We start from the raw sequence: 19715 nt of genomic DNA, 5'->3' as shown, positions 1-19715 counted from the left end.
TAGTAACCAATATGTCGACGGGTTTGCAAAAAGCTTTAGCCCCCGTCGTCCCGCGATAAAAAAGGCCAGGCAGATTGCCTGGCCTTTTTTTGTTCAGCAGGGGATCAAGTATTGGTCTTTGGATTGTTCAAGGCATTGAGCGTGGTCATCACGCTGGTGCTTTGCTGGCGCAACTGGGCGACCAGGGTGTCCATGGCGTTGTACTTGGCCGACAGGCTGCTGGTGAGCAGGGTCATGCGCTCGTCCAGCGTCGACTGCTGCTTGGTCAGGTCCTTGAGCGTGTCGGACAAGGACGTCGAGCGGGTCGCCAGAATGCCGGTAGTGGATTTGGCAAAGTCATCCGTGGCGCTTTTCATCCGTGCCAGCATGCCGTCCTTACCGCTGAACATGCTGTTGATGTCGGCGCCGTTGGTTTTAACCGCCGCGTCCCACTTCTTGTCATCGATCGCCAGCAGACCCGTGCTCGAACTGGTGGTCACGCCGAACTGCGCCAGGGACTTGAACGCACCGGTGCCCGACAGCGCGTTGAACTCATTGCGGATAGCGCTCTGCAACGAACGCATGGTCGAGTCGCCGGTCAACGCTGCCGCTGTAGTGCTGCCGTCCAGGTTCGTGGTGACCTTGGTTTCGGCGTTCATGGCAGTGATCAGGGCGTTGTAGGTATCAATGAAACCCTTGACCCCGGACTTGAGTGCGGTGTTGTTGGTGCTGACGGTGATGAGCGTTACGTTTTTATCGACGGTGGAATTGGTCTTGTAAGTCGACGCAGCTACCAGCTTGATATCCACCCCGCTAAGAGCGCCTGTGATGGTGTTGGACTTGGACACAGACGCAACCCCATCGATGCTGTAGAGCGCATCCTTGGGCGGATCGACGACCGTGGCACCCACATCGAGGCCCGAAGTGCCAGAGAGTGTAAGGTCCGAGCCGGTCCCCATGGTGGTAGAGGTCAGGATCAATCGCGAACCGTTGGAGTCGGTTTGAATGTTGGCGCTCAGCCCCGAAGTACCAAACTGGGTATTGATCGAGTCACGCACCTGCTGCAGGGTCGCACCCGCGGGAACATTGAGGTCGTATGACTTGCCCGATTGACTGATGGTCAGCGTCGTCGGCTTGTCCGTCGCGTTGACTACCGTCGAGGTGCCACCGCTGAAGTTCTTGCTCGACAGCTTGGACGCTTGGGCCAACTGATCGACGACCAGCCGGAAGCTGCCGTTCGAGGCCGTGTTGCTGGCCGTCATGGTCGCGGTCTTTTCATCCGAGGACGAACCGGTCAAGCCGGTGAAACTGCTGTCCTTGGCCATGGTGTCCAAGGCACTGCGAAACGCATCCAGCGCGGCCTGAACCTTGCCGATCGAAGACAGCGTGGTGGTCGCCTTCGCAGACGCGGTATTGATCTGCGTTTGCTTGGGCACCTTTTCGGCGTTGACCAAGGATGTCACGATCGCTTGCGTATCGATGTTCGAACCGATACCACTTACCGTTGAACCCGCCATCATCTATCTCCTGTTCGGTGGCTGCCGTTATCTTGACTTATTACGCCTCAAGACCAGACAGCAACAAGTTTCATGCCAGCTCAGGCCTTGTCGTCAAACAACAAGTTGCTTGCGCTGCTGAGGTTCTGTGCCAGCTTCAAGGCTGTTTCCGACGGAATCTGGCGAATCACTTCACCATTGTCGGTATTGATGACCTTGACCACCACGCGGTGGGTGGAGTCATCAATGGAAAAGTCCAGGCTACGCTGGGTAGCCTGAACGAAATCACGAATATCGGTTACTGCTTTTTCCAGGTCGGCGCGTGCGGGCTCTTGGCTGGTCGCGGGCGTTGCCTGGACATTCTTGACACCGTTGTCAGTCACTACCTTGGCAGGTGCGCTTTGAGGTGCAACCGGCGGATAAGACTGGTTCAGCTTTACACTCATGTCCATGTCCAATCTCCTCTAAACCGAAAAAACGGAAGGGCACGTAGACGCGCCCTTCCGTTAGTTACCAAGCGCTGGGATTACTGAAGCAGCTTCAGTACAGCGGATGGCAGCTGGTTAGCCTGCGACAGGATCGCGGTAGAAGCCGACTGCAGGGTTTGTTGCTTGGTCAGTTCGGCGGTTTCGGAAGCGAAGTCGACGTCCTGAACGGTGGAACGTGCAGCGGTGGAGTTCTTCTGAATGTTCTGCAGGTTGTCTGCAGTGGTAGTCAGACGGTTCTGGGTAGCACCCAGGCCCGAACGAACGCCGTCGATGGTGCCGATGGCCTTGTCGATAACAGCCAGGGCGTTTTGAGCGTTGGTAGCGTCGGTCACGTCGGTTTGGGCGATGGAGGTTTTGGTCGACGAAACGGTAGCAGCCGAGAACAAGTCCGAAACACCGGTACCGGCGTCGCTCAAGGAGTAGCCTTTAGCCGAGTCGAGGGAGACTTGACCGGTAACAACGATTGCAGCAGCACCCAGAGCAGCCGGGGTAGCGAATGCGCCAGCGCCATCTTTCGCGCCAACCAGGATGTTCGTCTGAGCGTTGGCATCAGCGCCAGCGAACGACAGGTTTTCACCGGAATCCGACTTAACCGACAGGCTCTTGTTAACTTCGTCGTAGTTGACACTGATACCCAGCTTGGCAGCGTTGGACTTCAGTTGGTCAGCCAGGCCAGCCAGATCGGTAACGCCTACGAAGCTCACAGCGCCGCTGTTACCAACAGCCAGAGTGAAGTTCGACGGGGTTGCGGCACCCACTTCCAGCTTGACTTCGGTGCTGGCGGTAGCGGTCAGGCCACCGATCGAACCGTTCAGGCCGGAAGCAATGTCTTTAGCCGACGCGCCTGCTGCATAAGTAACGGCTTTGCTTTGGCCGTTGCCGGTTACTGTGATGCTGCCGCCAGCCAGGCCAGTTGCGCTAGGCACGATGGCCTTGGTTTTGATCTGCTGCGAACCAATGTTGTTGGCTGCAACGTTTTCCAGGCTCAGGTTGATGGTTTCGTTAGCGTTGGCGCCAACCTGAATGGCCTTGGTACCGTACGAACCGTCCAGCAGCTTCTGGCCACCGAAAGTGGTGGTGTTGGAGATACGGGTCAGTTCCGAAGTCAGAGCCTGGTATTCGTCGTTGTTCGACTTACGGTCGTCAGGGCTGAGGGAACCAGTCGCGGAAGACAGAGCCAGGGTACGCATTTTTTGCAGGATGTCGGTCGAAGCCTGCATCGCGCCTTCAGCGGTCTGAGCGATGGAGATACCGTCGTTCACGTTTTTTACAGCTTGGCCCAGGCCGTTGATTTGGCTGGTCAGGCGGTTAGCGATCTGCAGGCCGGCTGCGTCGTCTTTAGCGCTGTTGATACGCAGGCCGGAAGACAGGCGCTGCATGGAGGTGGCCAGGGCGCCGCCGGCTTTGTTCAGGTTGCCCTGAGTAGTGATCGAAGCAATGTTGGTGTTTACTGTTAAAGCCATGACGAAATCCTCGTTGGATGGATACTGCGGCTTCCGGCCCTGGCAACCGCCGGGTGTGGCCTGAGAACCTACGTAATAGTTATCGTCGTGGTAGCCGGTTGCTTGAGGATTTTTTTTGATTTTTTTAATGGCGCCGTGCCACCCCTTGTAATTCAAGGGCTTACGCCGGCTAAAAACCCATATTTCATTGGGTTTTCTGGCGCCAAATAAAAAACGCCGATGCTCTTTCGAGCATCGGCGTTTGCTTTTACGCAGAAAGCAGTCTATCGAAGCGTCACGGACGATAGAGAATCGCCGATCCCCACGACAGGCCCACGCCAAAACCGCTGATTGCCACGCGCTTCCAGGTGGCGTCCATCACATGCTTTTCCAGCAGCAACGGAATGCTCGACGACACGGTGTTGCCGGTCTCGACCATGTCCTTGATGAACTTCTCCACCGGCGCGTCTTCGAAACGCCGGGCCACGGCGTCGACAATCGCCGCACTGCCCTGATGAATGCAGAACGCATCGATGTCATCGGCCGCAAGGTCCGACTCGTCGAGCAGCTCGTGCAAATGCGCGGGCACCTTGAGCAAGGCGAAGTTGAACACCTGGCGACCGTTCATGAAGAACACGCCATCGCTGACCTTGAGATGCGGTGCGCCGGAACCGTCCGTGCCGAACTTGGACTTGCCCAGCAACCACGGCGCGTCTTCGCCCATCCAGGTGGCGGTGGCGGCATCGCCGAACAGCATGGTGGTGTTGCGGTCTTCCGGGTCGACGATCTTCGAATACGGGTCGGCGGTGACCAACAGGCCGTTTTTCAGGCCGGTGGCTTCCATGAAGCCCTTCATCGCGTAGATGCCGTAGACGTAGCCGGAGCAGCCCAGGGAAATATCAAACGCCGCCACGTGGGTGGGCAGGCCGAGTTTGTCCTGGACGATCGCGGCCGTATGGGGCAAACCCTCTTCATCGCCGTTCTGGGTGACGACGATCAGCGCATCGATGGACTCGCGCTTCAAATCCGGATTGTTGGCAAACAAAGCGTTGACCGCCTCGACACACAGATCGGAGGTTTCCTGCGCGGCTTCCTTGCGCGGCAGGAACGCCGAACCGATCTTGCCGATGATGAATTCTTCATCCTTGGCGAACTTGGCACCCTGGGCGTAGTTATCGATCCCGTCTGCCGGCACGTAACTGGCGATGCTTTTTATGCCAATCATTGTGGCTTCCCAATACTAAATAGCTGGAGAACACCCCAGACGTGGCCTGGAGTGCTGACAATAAAGGGGATAACCCCATAAAAATCTCGCTGAAAGCCGCCCCGCAAGGACCCTGTGACGACTTATCCTTTTCACACGATACAGTGAAGATGCGCTTTATGACTCACAGGTCACTCAATTGTGTGTGCTTTGTGCAAAACCTTCAAACAATTAAGTCCCAGAAACGGCAACGGCCCGCCCTGTTTCCAGAGCGGGCCGCTTGACTTGACGCCACTTACATCTTGTTGAACAGGCTCAACTGCGAGACTTTCACGAAAGCCAGCTGCGAGGCCTCCAGCATGGTTTGCTGCAGGGTCAGGTTGATCGCTGCCTCGCCCATGTCAATGTTGGCCAGGTCACTCATCGTGGTCTTGTTGGCCAGGCCGACACTGGTGTTTTCACTGGACTGCACCGTGAGTGCATTCTGTCGCGCACCGATGGAGCCACGCACGTTGTCCACCTGGTCGGCCGAGTTGGTCAGGTTACTGACCGCGGCGTTCAGGGCGTCCTGAAGCTTGACCCGCGCACCGGGAATACCATCCGCCGGCTGTTCCAGGGCCTGGCGCAGCTCGCTCAGGGTGTCGAGGGCATTCTGGGTTTTCTGGGTGGTGTTGCCGACCGAAAACTGATCGCCGGTGTTCGGCGTACCGCTCAACTCGAAGGTGACACCCGCGGCGGTGATCGTGTCCTTGGCTGGCGGCGTACCGCTGACGATCACGCCATTATCGACAATCGGCTTGCTGTCGGGGGTATACGGCTGGGCATACACCTTATAAGCAGTCGGGTCGACATCGTCGAACTTGATCAGTACGCCGCTGTTGGGAAACGTACTGGAGTAGTCGGCTGCACTGCTGACGCGGGCATTGGTCAGTTGCGCCGCCGAAGTGTTGCTTGCGGTGCGAGAGACATTGAACGCGTCCGGCTTGGCGGCCAGGGTGAACTCACGCCCTGCAACCAACGCATCGGCATCCGGCCCGGTGGCCACGCCGGTGAGGTCTGCGGTGATATCGAATTTGACCCCGCGTACATTGATACTGGCGCTGCCTTCCTTGGTGGAGTCGAACGTACCATTACCTGGAAGCTGCGAAGTAATGTCGTTGTTGTCCTTGTCGGTCACAACGTACTGCGTGCTACTGGTAAAGGTCACCTTATAGGGCTGGCCGTCGGCAAACTGCTTGGTGTAATCGATGCCCGACGTTACCAGGCCTGCCGAGATCGCGACCTTGTGGTCATCCACCGTTGCAGGCGTCGTGTAGGTGGCTTGGGTGCGGCTGGTGTTGACCGCGCCTTCCAGGATGGTCTTGCCCGTATCGCTGGTGCGCACCTTCAGCGTCTCGGAAACCTGCAGGCTCAGCTCGTTTTCGTCGCCTTGATAGCTATAAGTACCATCATTGTTGCGCGAATACGGTGGCGTGTCGGTCTTGGAACCGGAGAACAGATAGTTGCCCGCCGCATCCTTGCTGTTAAGCAAACCCAACAGCTGATTTTCAAGCGCGCCCACCTCGACCGCAATGGACTTGCGGTCAGCATCGCTGGTCACGCCACCCGCACGCAGCGCCAACTGGCTGCCGGCCTGGATCGTGGTATTGATCGCCTCCAGCACGCTTTCTTCGTTCGTCAGCGTATTTTGAATGCTGGTGATGTTGCCGCTGTACTGGGCCAGCATGTCTTTTTGCTGTTGCAGCATCAGCAAGCGCTGGGCGGCAACCGGATCATCCGAAGCGGTCTGTACACGCACGCCGGAGCTCGCCTGTTCCTGGGCCTTCACAACGCTGGAATAGTTGTTCTGATACTTGACGGCACTGGTGTCGTAATACTGCTGTGTAGAAATGCGCATCGTCCCAGACTCCCTTAAAGACTATTGATCAGCGTGCTGAAGGTTTCTTGCGCAGCCTTGATGATCTGCGACGACGCCGTGTAGTACTGCTGGAACTTGATCATGTCGCCCGCCTCTTCATCCAGGTTCACCTGGGATACGGAGTTGCGCGCGTTCTTGTTGGCGGCCAGCAGCGCACCGGTAGCGGTGTTGTCAGTGCCGGCCGAAGCGGCCTTGGCGCCCACGGTGGAGACCAGCTTGCTGTTGGCGCCCACCAGGCTGGTACCGCCGCTGCCATCGGCCGCCAGGCCCACGGTTGCCTTGGTCTGCAGGTCGAGCAGTGCCTGGGCGTTGCGATTGTCGGACTTGCCGGTGGCATTGAACGAGAACGAGGTGCCGTCGCCGTTGGCCGGCGAACCGCCCACCGTGGTGTCGAAACTGAAGTTCTTGGCTGGCGACACCAAGGCACCGCTGGCATCACGCATCGGCACGCTGATGCTGATCTTATTGGCCTGTCCCGGAATGATGGTGCCGGAACCGATGGGATCACCCTGGGCGTTACTCAGCGTATAAGGCTGGGTGCCATCGGCCGCCGGTTTACCGAAAACCATCTTCACCGGCATCGAGTATTCGATGCCGGTACGCAGTTGTGCCGTATCGGCACCACCCTGTATGTCCAGGGGCACGGTGAGCGTCGGCGGCGTGAAGGTGCCGGTGCCCTGGTTGGTCTTGCTGGCCTCGCCCTGCAACGGCGCGGCAAAGGCAATCTTGCTGGGGTCGCTGAGGACCGTGCCGATTTCCTTGGCGCCGTTGGCGGTGGGGCTGACCTTGAAGCTGTCACCGGCCTGCACCGTACCGCTCTTGACCGCCAGGGTGAAGCCATCGATGACCGGAGGCGGCGTGGCACTGAGGTCATAGGTGCCCATGGCCTTGCCGTCGGAACGCAGTACCGTGACCTTGTTGAGGTCGGTGCCGTCGTTGAAGCTGACCTTGTAATCGAAGTTGGTCAGCTGAGTGCTGTCCTTGATCGTCACGCCCAGGGCACCGTCGCCCAGGTTGCCTTGGGCAGCCAGGCTACGCAGGGCAACCGAGGCTGCGTTGTTGATGTCGGTGAACATCGAGGCGCCGAACTCGCCATTGAGGTCCAGGCCCTGGCCCAACTGGCTGTTGACCGTATCGGCGGTGGCAATCGCGATGCGCCCCAGATCATTGATCGCAGGAATCAACGCGTCGCTGCGATAGCGCAACAGGCCGCCGATGCTACCGCCGCTGATCACGTTGCCCAGGTCCATCGTCGTACCGCCGGCCGCATTGAGCTGGATCGTGTACTGGCTGGTGTCGCTCTTGCTCGGTACGGCGGAAATGGTGTTGGACTTATCACCCAGCACCAGGGACTGGCCGCTACCGGTGCTGACACTGAACACGCCGTTCTTCTCAGTGGCGGTCACACCGATCAGCTCATTGAGCGAACGCACGGCTTCGGCGCGCGAGTCCAGCAGGTTGGCCGGGGTGGTGTTCGACGAACCCTGCACCTGGGCGATCTGCTTGTTGAGAGAGGCAATCGACGAAGTCAGTTGGTTGACCTGATCGCTCATCGAGGACAACTGGCTGTTAATGGTCTCTTTCTGCTGGCTCAACTGGCTGGAAATGGAGTTGAACCGGTTGCTCAGCGTCTGGGCGTTCGTGAGCAGGATCTGGCGGGCCGAGGTATCGTTGGGGTTCGCCGAGGCGGTCTGCACAGCAGCGAAGAATGAACTGAGTACGGCGGACATGCCGGTGGTCTTGTCCGACAGGGTCTTGTCGACGGCACTGACCTGATCAAGGTAAGCCTTGGCATCGCTGTTGAGCGAGGTGCTGTTCTGGTAGGCGGTGTCCAGGTATTCGTTGTACACCCGGCGCACGTCGGCCAGGGTGGTGCCGCTGCCGATGAACACGCCGCCATACTGGTTCGACGCATTTGCGCTCTGGGTGGTCTGCTGACGCGAATAACCCGCGGTATTGGCGTTGGCGATGTTGTTACTCAAGACCGACAACGATCCTTGAGCGGCGTTAAGCCCCGACATCCCGATATTGAGCAAACTCATGGTTCAGACCTTATAAATGAGTGGTCGCGCCCGCGGCAGCGTAATTCTGGTAACTGTTCATGGTTTTTGCGATCTGCGAAATCTTGCTGGCGTAGGCCGGGTCCGTGGCGTACCCGGCTTTTTGCAACTCGCGTACAAACTGTTCCGGGTTGTCGGCCGATTTCACAACATCTTTATAGCGATCATTGCTTTGCAGCAATGTCACGAGGTCATGGAAGCTGTCCTGGTAAGAATCGTAGGACCGGAACTGCGCCGTTTCCTTGACCATCGCCCCATCACGAAACTCGCTGGTGATTGCACGGGCCTGGCCGCCCTGCCAGCTCTGGCCGGCCTTGATGCCGAACAGGTTGTGGCTGCTGCTGCCATCCTCGGCGCGCATCACCGACTTGCCCCAACCGGTTTCCAGGGCGGCCTGGGCCACCAGGTACTTCGGATCGACACCGATACGCGCGGCCGCCGCCTTGGCCATCGGCAACATGGTCGCGACAAACTCATCCTGGGAGCTGAACGCCTTCTTCACCGGTGCCAATGGCGGCTGGGCCACGGCGCGGCCGTAGACCTGCATGCGCCCGCTCGGCACGGCAAACGTGCGCGCCGTGCTGTTGACCACATTGTCGGCGGCCGCGCTGTTACGCAACGGCGCCGCCTGGGCAACGGTGGTGGTGTCGGTGCTCGGCACGATACCGGCGAGCAGGCGATCGGTGAGCTTGCTCGGCAAGGCGATACGGCGCTGGTTCATCAGTGCGATGTCATTGCTATGGGCCGCTGCAGCGCCCGCCTGGGGCTCCGCCACGCGATAGGCCCACAGTGGACGCTGGCCATTGGAACGCCCCAGCGGGCCCTCGGCCTGGGTACCGGCGGCAATTTGCGTCGGCACATCGACTTTCTTGACCGCCTCGGCCGCCGCCGGGCCCTGCAAGGTGGCCGCCTGGGCGTCCACCGGCTTGTTCTTCTGCATCTGGCGCATCAGCACATCGGCCAGGCCGATACCGCCGCCTTCGCGGGACATCGACACCGCCAGTTGCTGGTCGTACATTTCCTGGTACTGCTTGGCGGCCGGGGTGTTCATCGGGTTGTCCTTGCCCAGGGCCTCGGTGGCCGAGCGCATGGACTTGAGCATCTCGCTCAAGAACAGCGACTCGAACTCCTGCGCCACCTTGCGCATGTTGCCTTCGCTGTTCTTGTCGCCGACCTTCAGTTGGTTCAGGCGATTCAAGTCGGAATACGAACCCGAATCCGCCGTGCTGGTCAGGCCGCTGTTACGCATGTCCATGGCCATGGCCTTAAATCACGATCAGGTCGGCTTGCAACGCGCCGGCCTGCTTCAACGCTTCGAGGATCGCCATCAAGTCGCCTGGCGCTGCGCCCACCTGGTTCACCGCACGCACAATCTCATCCAGCGTCGTGCCGGGGCCGAACTTGAACATCGGCTTGGCTTCTTGCTGGGCATTCACTCGCGAGCGTGGCACCACCGCCGTCTGGCCATTGGACAACGGCCCAGGCTGGCTGACGATCGGGTCTTCGGTGATGGTCACGGTCAGGCTGCCGTGGGTCACCGCCGCCGGCGAGACCTTGACGTTCTGGCCGATCACGATGGTACCGGTGCGCGAATTGATGATGACCTTGGCCACCGCCTGGCCCGGATCGACTTCGAGGTTTTCCAGGATCGACAGGTAGTCCACACGCTGGCTGGGGTCCAGCGGCGCGGTGACGCGGATCGAGCCGCCGTCGATGGCCTGGGCCACGCCAGGGCCGAGCATGTCGTTGATCTTGTCGACTACACGCTTGGCGGTGGTGAAGTCCGAACGGTTGAGGTTCAAGGTCAGGCTGTTGCCCTGGTTGAAACCGCTCGGCACGGTGCGTTCAACCGTGGCGCCACCCGGGATACGCCCGGCCGACGGCACGTTGACAGTGATCTTCGAACCGTCGCGACCTTCGGCGTCAAACCCGCCCACCACCAGGTTGCCCTGGGCGATGGCGTAGACGTTGCCGTCGATACCTTTCAGCGGCGTCATCAGCAGGGTGCCGCCACGCAGGCTTTTGGAGTTACCGATGGACGACACAGTGATGTCGACCACCTGGCCCGGCTTGGAAAACGCCGGCAAGTCGGCACTGATCGACACCGCCGCGACGTTCTTCAACTGCACGTTGCCCGAACCCGCCGGCACCTTGATGCCGAACTGCGAGAGCATGTTGTTGAAGGTTTGCAGGGTGAACGGGGTCTGGGTGGTCTGGTCACCCGTTCCGTTGAGCCCCACCACCAGGCCGTAGCCGATCAACTGGTTGGAACGCACGCCGGAGATGCTGGCGATGTCTTTCAGGCGTTCGGCCTGGGCGACTGCGCTCAGGCTCAGCAACAGTGCGGCCGCCATCAGCTGTTTGAATTTCAAAGTAGTCACCTAGAAAGGGAACAGCGGACTGAGGAAGAAACGGTCGAGCCAACCGGGCTGACTCGCATCAGCAAAAGCACCGGTACCGGAATAGGTAATGCGTGCATCGGCAATCCGCGTGGAAGGCACGGTGTTGTCCGTGGAAATATCATCGGCGCGGACCATACCGGCTATGCGCACCAATTCGTCACCAGTGTTGAGGGTCATCCACTTCTCGCCGCGCACGGCAATGATACCGTTGGGCAATACGTCAGCGACCGTCACGGTGATCGAGCCGGTCAGGCTGTTGCCCTGCCCCGCCGCACTCTTGCCGTCGGTAGCGCGGCTGCCGCTGTAGCCGGCGTTCAAGGTCAGGTCACCGTCGCTCAACGGGTTATTGACGTTGGGCACGGCGCCAAACAGAGAACTCAAACCAAGGCTGGCGGTGCTGTTCTTGCCCACCTGGGAGTTGGCATTCTTGCTGGCCTGGGTGCGTTCGTTCAGGGTGATGGTGATGATGTCACCGACCCGGAACGCCTTGCGGTCGCTGTACAGGTTCTGTTCGAAACCGGCCTGGTAGATCGAACCGTTGTTGGCCGCCGCCGGCAGTGGGGTGCGCGGCAACACCGGCGCGTAGTACGGGTCATTGGGTTTTGGCGTCGGGGCGACACAGCCCGCGAGCACGGCAATCCCACTCAATGCCAGAACGGAAACATAGCGATTCATGACCCTTACCTCACGGTGTTGCAGGTGCTCTCAGGAGCGCCCCATAGACTTGATTACAGATTCTGCGTTACGAACGAAAGCATCTGGTCGGCGGTGGAAATCACCTTGGAGTTCATCTCGTAGGCGCGTTGAGTGGTGATCATGTTGACCATCTCTTCAACGGTGCTGACGTTGGAGGTTTCCAGGGTGCTTTGCAGCGTGGTGCCGAAACCGTTCAGGCCAGGGGTGCCGATTTGCGGCGCGCCGCTGGAAGCAGTTTCCAGGAACAGGTTGTTACCCATCGCCTGCAGGCCGGCCGGGTTGATGAAGTCGGCGGTTTGCAGGTTGCCGATCACTTGCGACGCCGGGTTACCGGCCACGGTGATCGACACGGTGCCGTCGTTGCCGACGGTGAAGGTCTGGGCGTTGTTCGGCACGACGATAGCCGGTTCCAGGGCGAAACCGTTGGCCGTCACGATCTGGCCATTGGAGTCCAGGTGGAAGGTACCGTCACGGGTGTAGGAAGTGGTCCCATCCGGCTGCAGGATCTGGAAGAACCCTTTACCGTTGATGGCCATGTCCAGCGGCTGCCCGGTCTGCTGCAGGTTACCGGCGTTGAAGTTCTTCTGGGTGCCGACGATCTTCACACCGGTACCCAGTTGCAGGCCCGACGGCAATTCGCTGTCCTGGGTCGACTGGGCGCCTGGCTGGCGTTTGATCTGGTAGAGCAAATCCTGGAACTCGGCGCGGTCACGTTTGAAACCCGTGGTCGACACGTTGGCCAAGTTGTTGGAAATGGTGGTCAGGTTGGTGTCCTGGGCGGACAGGCCTGTTTTGGCAACCCATAGAGCCGGAAGCATGCTGTTCTCCTTCGTGCGCCTGTTTGTTGGCGCTGCGCTGCAAAAATTAGTAGTCGGTCAATAACGCGGCTATCAGCTCATCGCCATTACGCGGGTCATGGCCTGGTCGTCTTCCTTGGCGCTGTTCATCATCTTGATGTGCAACTCGAACTGCTTGGAAAGCGCCAGGACCGCGGTCATTTCTTCAACCGCGTTGACGTTGCTCGCCTGCAGGAAACCCGAGGTCAGCGTGACGTTCGCATCGGCGACGGCCGGCTGGCCATCCTTGGTATGGATGGTGCCATCCAGGCCTTTATTCATATTCTTGAGGTCGGGCTGGACCAGCTTGATACGGTCCACTTCAGCCATCACCCGCGGGCCTTCGCCCATGGCGCGGATGCTGATGGTGCCGTCGGCGCCCACTTCGACTTTCTGCTGCGGCGGTACGGCGATCGGGCCACCGTTGCCCATGATCGGCATGCCGTTGCCGGCGCGCAGCACACCCAGCGCATCGACGTTCATGCTGGCACTGCGCACGTAGGCTTCACCGCCATCGGGGGTTTGCACCGCCATCCAGCCATTGCCGTTCACCGCCACATCCAGGTCGCGACCGGTCTCGATCATGGCGCCAGGGCTGAAGTCGGTCGCGGGACGTTCGGTCATGGCAAACGCACGCGCCGGAAAGCTGTCACCGAACACCGGCATCGAACGCGCCTGTTCCAGGTCACGTTGAAAACCGTTGGTGGAAATGTTCGCCAAGTTGTTGGCATGGGCCTTCTGCGCCAGTGCATTCTGGCTGGCGCCGGTCATTGCCACATAAAGGTACTTGTCCACGCTCTTTCCTCTTTCTGACGCAGGCTTGCCGCCCACCGCTGTACTGATGAGGCTTAAGCAATTTGCGAACCAACTTTTTAAAAGAGGACGAAGCCCAGCAACGACGGGGGTTTGCGCGAAGGTATTGAAAAATATGGATGGAGGGATAGTCGAAAAAACGGCGGACTACTGCCGCTTACGGCAACGGCGCAGATCAATGTGGGAGGGGGCTTGCCCCCGATGGCAGTCTGTCAGCCAGATTACTCTTAGCTGACACACCGCTATCGGGGCAAGCCCCCTCCCACATTGGGTTATTTGTCGGACTTGAGGATTTCGTAATCACGCAACTTATTGGCGATGGTGGTGTGTGACACCCCCAGGCGTTTCCCCAACTGCCGGCTGCTGGGATGCTCGGCATACAGGCTCTCCAGCACCGCCTTCTCGAAGCGTCCGACGATCGCCTCCAAACCGCCCTCCAGGGAAAAGTCGCCAAGGGGTTGGCGCACGCCGTAGTCCGGCAGGCGGATGTGTTCGACCTTGACCGTCCCGCCGTCACACAGCGATACCGCCTGGAACAGCACGTTTTCCAGCTGCCGCACATTCCCCGGCCAGTGGTAGTGGCTGAGCTTGTCCATGGCGGCAGGCGCCAGCCTGGGCAGCGGGCAGCCAATCTGCCGGCTGGCCTGGTCGAGAAAGTGCTCGACCAGGGGAGCAAGGCCGTCGAGGCATTCGCGCAGGGGCGGGATATGCAAGGACAGCACGTTGAGGCGGTGATAGAGGTCCTGGCGGAATTCGCCACGGGCGCAGAGTTCGGACAGGTCCACCTGGGTGGCGCAGATCACCCGCACATCCAGGTACACCTCTTCGTCACTGCCCACGCGCCGAAAGCAGCCGTCCTGCAGGAAGCGCAGCAATTTCACCTGCAAGCGCGCGCTCATTTCCCCGACACCATCGAGAAACAACGTACCGCCTGACGTCAGCTCCAGCAGCCCGAGCTTGCCTTCGGCCCGCGCGCCTTCAAAAGCGCCGGGGCCGTAGCCGAACAATTCGGTCTCGGCCATCGACTCGGGCAGCCCAGCGCAGTTCAGCGCCATCAACGGCGATTGCCCGCGCGGGCTGGCCAGGTGGCAAGCGCGTGCCAACAACTCTTTGCCGGTGCCGGTTTCGCCTTCTATTAATAGAGGCGCATCCAACGGCGCCATGCGCCGGGCTTCACGCACCACGGCGGCCATGACCTTGGAGCTTTGGAAAATACTGTCGAAACCGCGCAGCTCCTGTTTGCGCACATTGTAGATACGCTCACCCACACGGTCGGCACGGTGCAGGGTCAACACGGCACCGGCCATGGCTTCGCTGTCGTCATGTTCGGAGGATTGCAGCGGTGCGATATCCGCCAGGAACACGTCACCCTTGACCTTGACCCGCAGGCCATTGATCCGCGATTTACTCGCGCGCACCAGTTCCGGCAAGTCGAAATCCTCGGCGTAGCGCGACAGCGGAATGCCCGGCACCTCGTCCACCCGCACCCCGAGCAACTGCGCGGCCGCGCGGTTGGCGGCGACGATGGAGCCGCCCATGTCGATGGACAGCACCGGAAACTCAAGCGCACCGAGCAGCGCATTGAGCTCCATATGTCGACGCTCACTGGGCATCAGCCCTACCCTTTTGACGCCAAACACCCCGGCAATCGCCTCGAACTGCGGGCGCAGCGCCTGGAATTGCATGTTCACCAGGTTTGGGCAGAACAGGTAAATGGCGTTGCCATGCTCGCCACCCACCTCACCCTTGGCGACGTTGACGCCGTACTCCACCAACAGGTTGAGGATGTCCCGCAGGATGCCGATGCGGTTCTGGCAGTGCACTTTGATACGCATGAAAAGGCTCGAAAAGTGGGTAGGCGCCGCGTCTTTTTGTCGCTGGGCGCAGATAGTCGTCAAGATTATGTGACAGCTTGGGGGCTTTTCCCAGCCCAATACCGTATTGAGCCAAGCAATCGTAACGAATACTTTACGAAAACCAGTAATTTTTCCTACACGGCCGATGCTGAAGCCGATGGAATCTTGCCCCGCACGGCGTATCAATAGGCTCATCCCAGGACATAACAAGAACGAATGCCTAGCAGGAGAGCCGTATGAAGCAGACGCACTACGTGGCCCGCGAGCCCGATGCGCAAGGTTTTATCCACTACCCGCCGGAAGAACACGCGGTGTGGAACACCCTGATCACCCGCCAGTTGAAAGTGATCGAGGGCCGCGCGTGCCAAGAGTACCTGGACGGCATCGACAAGCTCGGCCTGCCCTTGGATCGCATCCCGCAACTGGGTGAAATCAACCAGGTGCTGGCCGCGACCACCGGCTGGCAAGTCGCTCGCGTGCCGGCGCTGATCCCCTTCCAGACCTTCTTCGAATTACTCGCCAACAAGCAGTTTCCGGTGGCGACCTTTATTCGTACCCGCGAAGAACTGGATTACCTGCAAGAGCCGGATATTTTCCACGAGATCTTTGGCCACTGCCCGCTGCTGACCAACCCGTGGTTTGCCGAGTTCACCCACACCTACGGCAAGCTCGGCCTGGCGGCCAGCAAGGAGCAACGGGTATACCTGGCGCGCCTGTACTGGATGACCATCGAGTTCGGCTTGGTGGACACCCCCGACGGCCGGCGTATCTACGGTGGCGGGATTTTGTCGTCGCCCAAGGAAAGCGTGTACTGCCTGTCCGACCAGCCTGAACATCAAGCCTTCGACCCGCTGGAAGCGATGCGCACCCCGTATCGCATCGACATCCTGCAACCGCTGTATTTCGTATTGCCCAACCTCAAGCGCCTGTTCGAAGTGGCGCAGGAAGACATCATGGGCATGGTCGAGCACGGTATGCAGTTGGGCTTGCACGCGCCGAAGTTCCCACCCAAGCCCAAAGCCGCGTGAGCCTCAGCTTTTAAGGCCAGGTGAGTCTGTTCCCTGGCCCCGCGTTGCTTTAGGGTGACGCCACTGACGACCGTTTTTAAACACTCGAATTCAGGACACCACCACATGACCACCTTGAACCAAGCCCACTGCGAAGCCTGCCGCGCCGATGCCCCGCAAGTCAGCGATGAAGAACTGCCGGTGCTGCTCAAGCAGATCCCCGACTGGAACATCGAAGTGCGCGATGCCGTGATGCAGCTGGAAAAGGTTTTCCTGTTCAAGAACTTCAAGTTCGCCCTGGCCTTTACCAACGCCATGGGTGAAATCTCCGAAGCCGAAGGCCATCACCCAGGCCTGCTCACTGAATGGGGCAAGGTCACCGTGACCTGGTGGAGCCACTCCATCAAGGGCCTGCACCGCAACGACTTCATCATGGCCGCGCGCACCGACGAAGTGGCCAAGGACGCCGAGGGCCGCAAGTAATGCATTTCGATGCCATAGGCCGCGTGCCCGGCGACCCGATCCTCGGCTTGATGGACCTGTATGCCCAGGACGCCAACCCGAACAAGTTCGACCTCGGCGTGGGCGTTTATAAGGACGACCAGGGCCTGACGCCGATTCCCGCTTCGGTGAAGCGCGCCGAACAGCGCCTGGTCGACACCCAGGCCACCAAGACCTATATCGGCGGCCACGGCGATGCAGCGTTCGGCAGCCTGATCAGCGAACTGGTGCTGGGCGCCCACTCCGCCCTGCTGCGCGAACACCGTGCCGGCGCCACTCAAACCCCAGGCGGCACCGGGGCCCTGCGCCTGAGCGCCGACTTTATCGCCCACAGCCTGCCCGGCCGTGGCGTGTGGTTGAGCGACCCGACCTGGCCGATCCACGAAACCATCTTTGCCAAGGCCGGGCTCAGGGTCAGCCATTACCCCTACGTGGGCGCGGATAACCGCCTGGATGTGGCGGCGATGCTGGCAACCCTCTCCACCGTGCCCAAGGGCGACGTGGTCTTGCTGCACGCCTGCTGCCATAACCCGACCGGCTTCGACCTGTCCCAGGATGACTGGCGCCAGGTACTGCACATCGTGCGTGAGCGCCAGTTGCTGCCACTGATCGACTTCGCCTACCAGGGCTTTGGCGACGGCCTGGAGCAGGACGCCTGGGCGGTGCGCTTGTTTGCGGCTGAACTGCCGGAAGTATTGATCACCAGTTCATGCTCGAAGAACTTCGGCCTGTACCGCGACCGTGTCGGCGCGTTGATCGTGTGCGCGGCGGATGCCGAGAAGCTGAAGGATGTACGCAGCCAACTGGCGAATACCGCGCGCAACCTGTGGTCGACGCCGCCGGACCATGGTGCGGCGGTGGTCGCGACCATCCTGGGGGATGCCGAGCTGAAAAAGCAGTGGAGCGAGGAAGTCGAAGCCATGCGTGCGCGAATCGCGCAGTTGCGTTCCGGACTGGTGGAGGCGTTGGCGCCCCATGGTCTATCGGAACGGTTTGCGCACATCGGGGCGCAACGCGGGATGTTTTCCTACACCGGCTTGAGTGCCGAGCAGGTCAAGCAACTGCGCGAGAAGCACAGCGTGTATATGGTCAGTTCGGGGCGGGCCAACGTGGCGGGTATTGATGCGACACGCCTGACACTTCTGGCCGAAGCCATCGCCGACGTCTCCAACTGAAGAAACACAAAACCAATCGTAGGAGCGAGCTTGCTCGCGAAGAACTCATAAGCACCGCGCCTATTCAGGCTGCACGCGTTATCGTTGACGTTTTTCGCGAGCAAGCTCGCTCCTACAGTTGGACTGTGGTTGGCCTTCAGTTTGTGATCATCTCAGCTTTCAACTGCGCTTCTTTCGCCTGGGCATCCGCCAACCGATACAACTCGATGCTCCCGTCCCAGTGCTCGATCAACGCCGTGCACGACTCCACCCAATCCCCGCAGTTGAGGTAATCCACCTCGCCCACCTTGCGAATCTCCGCATGGTGGATATGCCCGCACACCACGCCATGCAACTCGCGCCGGGTCACTTCGTGGGCGATGGCCTCTTCAAAATCGCTGATAAAGCTCACGGCGGTTTTGACCTTGTGTTTCAGGTACGCCGACAAAGACCAGTAGCCATAGCCGTAGCGGGCGCGCCAGTGGTTCAACCAGCGGTTCAAGGTGAGTGTGAACTCGTAGGCCGAGTCGCCCAGGAACGCCAGCCAACGGTGATAGCGGGTGATCACATCGAACTGGTCGCCGTGGATCACCAGCAGATGGCGACCGTCGGCCGTCACGTGCACCGCCTCATCCACCAACTGGATATTGCCCAGGATCAGCTTGGAGTAGCGGCGCAGGAACTCGTCGTGGTTGCCGGTGACGTAGATCACCTCGGTACCGCGCTTGGCCATGGTCAGCAGGCGACGGATCACGTTGGTATGGGCCTGGGGCCAATACATGCCGCCGCGCATTTTCCAGCCGTCGATGATATCGCCCACCAGGTAGACCTTATCGGCGTGGTAGCCCTTGAGGAACTGCGATAGGTGTTCGGCCTGGCAATCCCGGGTGCCCAGGTGCACGTCGGAAATCCACAGGGTACGAACCCGCTGCTTGCGGCTGGGCTTGGTGAACTCGGCACTGGTCATGGGCATCCCTCGACGCTGTTTTCGCGAGCTTGCGCCCTGGCGATTAATAGCCCATGACAGTCGTGCGTCAGTCCGATGACAGCGCCCGCCGGCCGCGAAGCGTTGTAGACTGGCGCCCTGCCGCCCAGGAGACCGCGATGAGACCGTCGCTCACGCTACGCCACTACCTCGAAGCGCCCATCGCCCACAGCCATGACCATGCGCAGTTGGTGTTCGGCCTGTCCGGCCACCTGGACCTGGAAGTCGACGGCCGTGGCAGCCAGGTGCGCGAAAGCAGCGTGATGGTGCTGCCCTTCTCCGCCCACCACGCCTGTGGCAGTCGCGATGGCAGCCGTTGCCTGGTACTGGATGTGCCCACGGAGCATTGGCTCCTGCAATCCCTGGGCGAACACGCCGACGCCAGCCGCCGCCTGCTCGATCAACCGGCACGCGTGGCCCTGGATTCCCGGCAGCACCAACTGGTGCAATGGCTGGCGCACAGCCCCGTGGATGATCCATTGATCGCCCAACAGGGTGCGGTGCTGTTGCTGGCCAGCCTCAATCATCCGCAGGCCCCGCAACTGCCGGGCCGCCGCCTGCCGTATGCGGCATTCAATGCGCATATCGAGCGACACGTCGCCCATCCGTTGCAGGTCGCCGACCTGGCGCGTATCGCCGGCCTATCGGTGGCGCGCCTGCATGCGCGCTTCATCGCCGAATGCGGGCAGACGCCCATGGATTACATCCGCAGCCGGCGCCTGCAACTGGCCCTGAACCTGCTGCGCGAGACGCCGCTGCCCGTCGGTGAAATCGCCGTGCGGGTTGGCTACACCTCACAAAGTGCCTTTGCCGCCGCTATGCTGCGCGAATTCGGCGCCTCTCCCGGCGCGTTGCGGCGCGCCACATAGGGCGAGCCT

17 protein-coding genes are annotated in these 19715 nt (G+C 60.3%); 4 read left to right on the top strand and 13 right to left on the bottom strand.

The window, feature by feature from the left end; all coding sequences use genetic code 11:
• Positions 1–104 precede the first annotated feature (104 nt).
• The 12 genes from fliD to Q8X51_RS01200 form a co-directional block, all read right to left on the bottom strand.
• The gene (fliD, locus tag Q8X51_RS01255; RefSeq protein ID WP_065924953.1) at positions 105–1496 is read right to left on the bottom strand and encodes a flagellar filament capping protein FliD; all 1392 of its coding nucleotides are present in this window, start codon (positions 1494–1496) and stop codon (positions 105–107) included.
• 80 nt (positions 1497–1576) lie between these two features.
• The gene (locus Q8X51_RS01250) at positions 1577–1927 is read right to left on the bottom strand and encodes a flagellar protein FlaG (RefSeq protein WP_065924952.1); all 351 of its coding nucleotides are present in this window, start codon (positions 1925–1927) and stop codon (positions 1577–1579) included.
• A gap of 74 nt (positions 1928–2001) precedes the next feature.
• Positions 2002–3426, bottom strand: a complete 1425-nt coding sequence (locus tag Q8X51_RS01245; RefSeq protein ID WP_065924974.1) for a flagellin N-terminal helical domain-containing protein — start codon at positions 3424–3426, stop codon at positions 2002–2004.
• A gap of 274 nt (positions 3427–3700) precedes the next feature.
• A complete protein-coding gene (locus Q8X51_RS01240; RefSeq protein WP_065924951.1) occupies positions 3701–4630 on the bottom strand; it encodes a ketoacyl-ACP synthase III in 930 nt (309 codons plus the stop codon).
• Positions 4631–4904: 274 nt separating this feature from the next.
• On the bottom strand, positions 4905–6506 hold the full coding sequence (locus tag Q8X51_RS01235; RefSeq protein WP_065924950.1) for a flagellar hook-associated protein 3: 1602 nt from the start codon (positions 6504–6506) through the stop codon (positions 4905–4907).
• Between the two features lie 14 nt (positions 6507–6520).
• Positions 6521–8569, bottom strand: a complete 2049-nt coding sequence (gene flgK / locus Q8X51_RS01230; RefSeq protein ID WP_065924949.1) for a flagellar hook-associated protein FlgK — start codon at positions 8567–8569, stop codon at positions 6521–6523.
• Positions 8570–8579: 10 nt separating this feature from the next.
• Complete coding sequence (gene flgJ, locus Q8X51_RS01225; RefSeq protein ID WP_065924948.1) at positions 8580–9848, bottom strand: flagellar assembly peptidoglycan hydrolase FlgJ; 1269 nt, start codon at positions 9846–9848, stop codon at positions 8580–8582.
• Between the two features lie 4 nt (positions 9849–9852).
• On the bottom strand, positions 9853–10941 hold the full coding sequence (locus tag Q8X51_RS01220; RefSeq protein WP_033901075.1) for a flagellar basal body P-ring protein FlgI: 1089 nt from the start codon (positions 10939–10941) through the stop codon (positions 9853–9855).
• A 27-nt stretch (positions 10942–10968) separates the two neighbouring features.
• On the bottom strand, positions 10969–11664 hold the full coding sequence (gene flgH, locus Q8X51_RS01215; RefSeq protein WP_065924947.1) for a flagellar basal body L-ring protein FlgH: 696 nt from the start codon (positions 11662–11664) through the stop codon (positions 10969–10971).
• Between the two features lie 53 nt (positions 11665–11717).
• Positions 11718–12503: a flagellar basal-body rod protein FlgG gene (gene flgG / locus Q8X51_RS01210; RefSeq protein ID WP_027603835.1), complete on the bottom strand. Its 786-nt coding sequence runs from the start codon at positions 12501–12503 to the stop codon at positions 11718–11720.
• 72 nt (positions 12504–12575) lie between these two features.
• Complete coding sequence (locus tag Q8X51_RS01205; RefSeq protein WP_065924946.1) at positions 12576–13316, bottom strand: flagellar basal body rod protein FlgF; 741 nt, start codon at positions 13314–13316, stop codon at positions 12576–12578.
• Between the two features lie 290 nt (positions 13317–13606).
• On the bottom strand, positions 13607–15169 hold the full coding sequence (locus Q8X51_RS01200; RefSeq protein WP_065924945.1) for a sigma-54-dependent transcriptional regulator: 1563 nt from the start codon (positions 15167–15169) through the stop codon (positions 13607–13609).
• 257 nt (positions 15170–15426) lie between these two features.
• On the opposite strand from Q8X51_RS01200, the gene phhA reads away from it, so the two are divergent.
• From phhA to Q8X51_RS01185, 3 genes are all read left to right on the top strand, one after another.
• Positions 15427–16218 (top strand): phenylalanine 4-monooxygenase, encoded by a 792-nt coding sequence (gene phhA / locus Q8X51_RS01195; RefSeq protein WP_065924944.1) that lies wholly within the window; start codon positions 15427–15429, stop codon positions 16216–16218.
• Positions 16219–16323: 105 nt separating this feature from the next.
• Positions 16324–16680, top strand: coding sequence for a 4a-hydroxytetrahydrobiopterin dehydratase (locus Q8X51_RS01190; protein WP_315872359.1), 357 nt, complete (start codon positions 16324–16326; stop codon positions 16678–16680).
• Positions 16680–17873: an amino acid aminotransferase gene (locus Q8X51_RS01185; protein ID WP_330214993.1), complete on the top strand. Its 1194-nt coding sequence runs from the start codon at positions 16680–16682 to the stop codon at positions 17871–17873. Before Q8X51_RS01190 ends, Q8X51_RS01185 begins: the two co-directional genes overlap by 1 nt.
• A gap of 136 nt (positions 17874–18009) precedes the next feature.
• Here the strand turns inward: Q8X51_RS01185 and Q8X51_RS01180 are convergent, their stop codons facing one another.
• Complete coding sequence (locus Q8X51_RS01180; RefSeq protein WP_065924942.1) at positions 18010–18819, bottom strand: UDP-2,3-diacylglucosamine diphosphatase; 810 nt, start codon at positions 18817–18819, stop codon at positions 18010–18012.
• A 137-nt stretch (positions 18820–18956) separates the two neighbouring features.
• Between Q8X51_RS01180 and Q8X51_RS01175 the strand changes: the two genes are divergently transcribed.
• Positions 18957–19706, top strand: coding sequence for a helix-turn-helix transcriptional regulator (locus Q8X51_RS01175; protein ID WP_407693434.1), 750 nt, complete (start codon positions 18957–18959; stop codon positions 19704–19706).
• Positions 19707–19715: the final 9 nt, after the last annotated feature.

Origin of the sequence: Pseudomonas sp. Yb2C2, assembly GCF_052112325.1 — a bacterium.
Classification (GTDB): Bacteria; Pseudomonadota; Gammaproteobacteria; order Pseudomonadales; family Pseudomonadaceae; genus Aquipseudomonas; species Aquipseudomonas marginalis.
This window is presented reverse-complemented; position numbering and strand designations above follow the sequence as displayed.

Bases quoted from the DNA above. Each gene is read 5' to 3' on its own strand.
- fliD (WP_065924953.1), bottom strand. From the start codon at position 1,496: ATGGCGGGTTCAACGGTAAGTGGTATCGGTTCGAACATCGATACGCAA.
- Q8X51_RS01250 (WP_065924952.1), bottom strand. From the start codon at position 1,927: ATGGACATGAGTGTAAAGCTGAACCAGTCTTATCCGCCGGTTGCACCT.
- Q8X51_RS01245 (WP_065924974.1), bottom strand. From the start codon at position 3,426: ATGGCTTTAACAGTAAACACCAACATTGCTTCGATCACTACTCAGGGC.
- Q8X51_RS01240 (WP_065924951.1), bottom strand. From the start codon at position 4,630: ATGATTGGCATAAAAAGCATCGCCAGTTACGTGCCGGCAGACGGGATC.
- Q8X51_RS01235 (WP_065924950.1), bottom strand. From the start codon at position 6,506: ATGCGCATTTCTACACAGCAGTATTACGACACCAGTGCCGTCAAGTAT.
- flgK (WP_065924949.1), bottom strand. From the start codon at position 8,569: ATGAGTTTGCTCAATATCGGGATGTCGGGGCTTAACGCCGCTCAAGGA.
- flgJ (WP_065924948.1), bottom strand. From the start codon at position 9,848: ATGGCCATGGACATGCGTAACAGCGGCCTGACCAGCACGGCGGATTCG.
- Q8X51_RS01220 (WP_033901075.1), bottom strand. From the start codon at position 10,941: ATGGCGGCCGCACTGTTGCTGAGCCTGAGCGCAGTCGCCCAGGCCGAA.
- flgH (WP_065924947.1), bottom strand. From the start codon at position 11,664: ATGAATCGCTATGTTTCCGTTCTGGCATTGAGTGGGATTGCCGTGCTC.
- flgG (WP_027603835.1), bottom strand. From the start codon at position 12,503: ATGCTTCCGGCTCTATGGGTTGCCAAAACAGGCCTGTCCGCCCAGGAC.
- Q8X51_RS01200 (WP_065924945.1), bottom strand. From the start codon at position 15,169: ATGCGTATCAAAGTGCACTGCCAGAACCGCATCGGCATCCTGCGGGAC.
- phhA (WP_065924944.1), top strand. From the start codon at position 15,427: ATGAAGCAGACGCACTACGTGGCCCGCGAGCCCGATGCGCAAGGTTTT.
- Q8X51_RS01190 (WP_315872359.1), top strand. From the start codon at position 16,324: ATGACCACCTTGAACCAAGCCCACTGCGAAGCCTGCCGCGCCGATGCC.
- Q8X51_RS01185 (WP_330214993.1), top strand. From the start codon at position 16,680: ATGCATTTCGATGCCATAGGCCGCGTGCCCGGCGACCCGATCCTCGGC.
- Q8X51_RS01180 (WP_065924942.1), bottom strand. From the start codon at position 18,819: ATGACCAGTGCCGAGTTCACCAAGCCCAGCCGCAAGCAGCGGGTTCGT.
- Q8X51_RS01175 (WP_407693434.1), top strand. From the start codon at position 18,957: ATGAGACCGTCGCTCACGCTACGCCACTACCTCGAAGCGCCCATCGCC.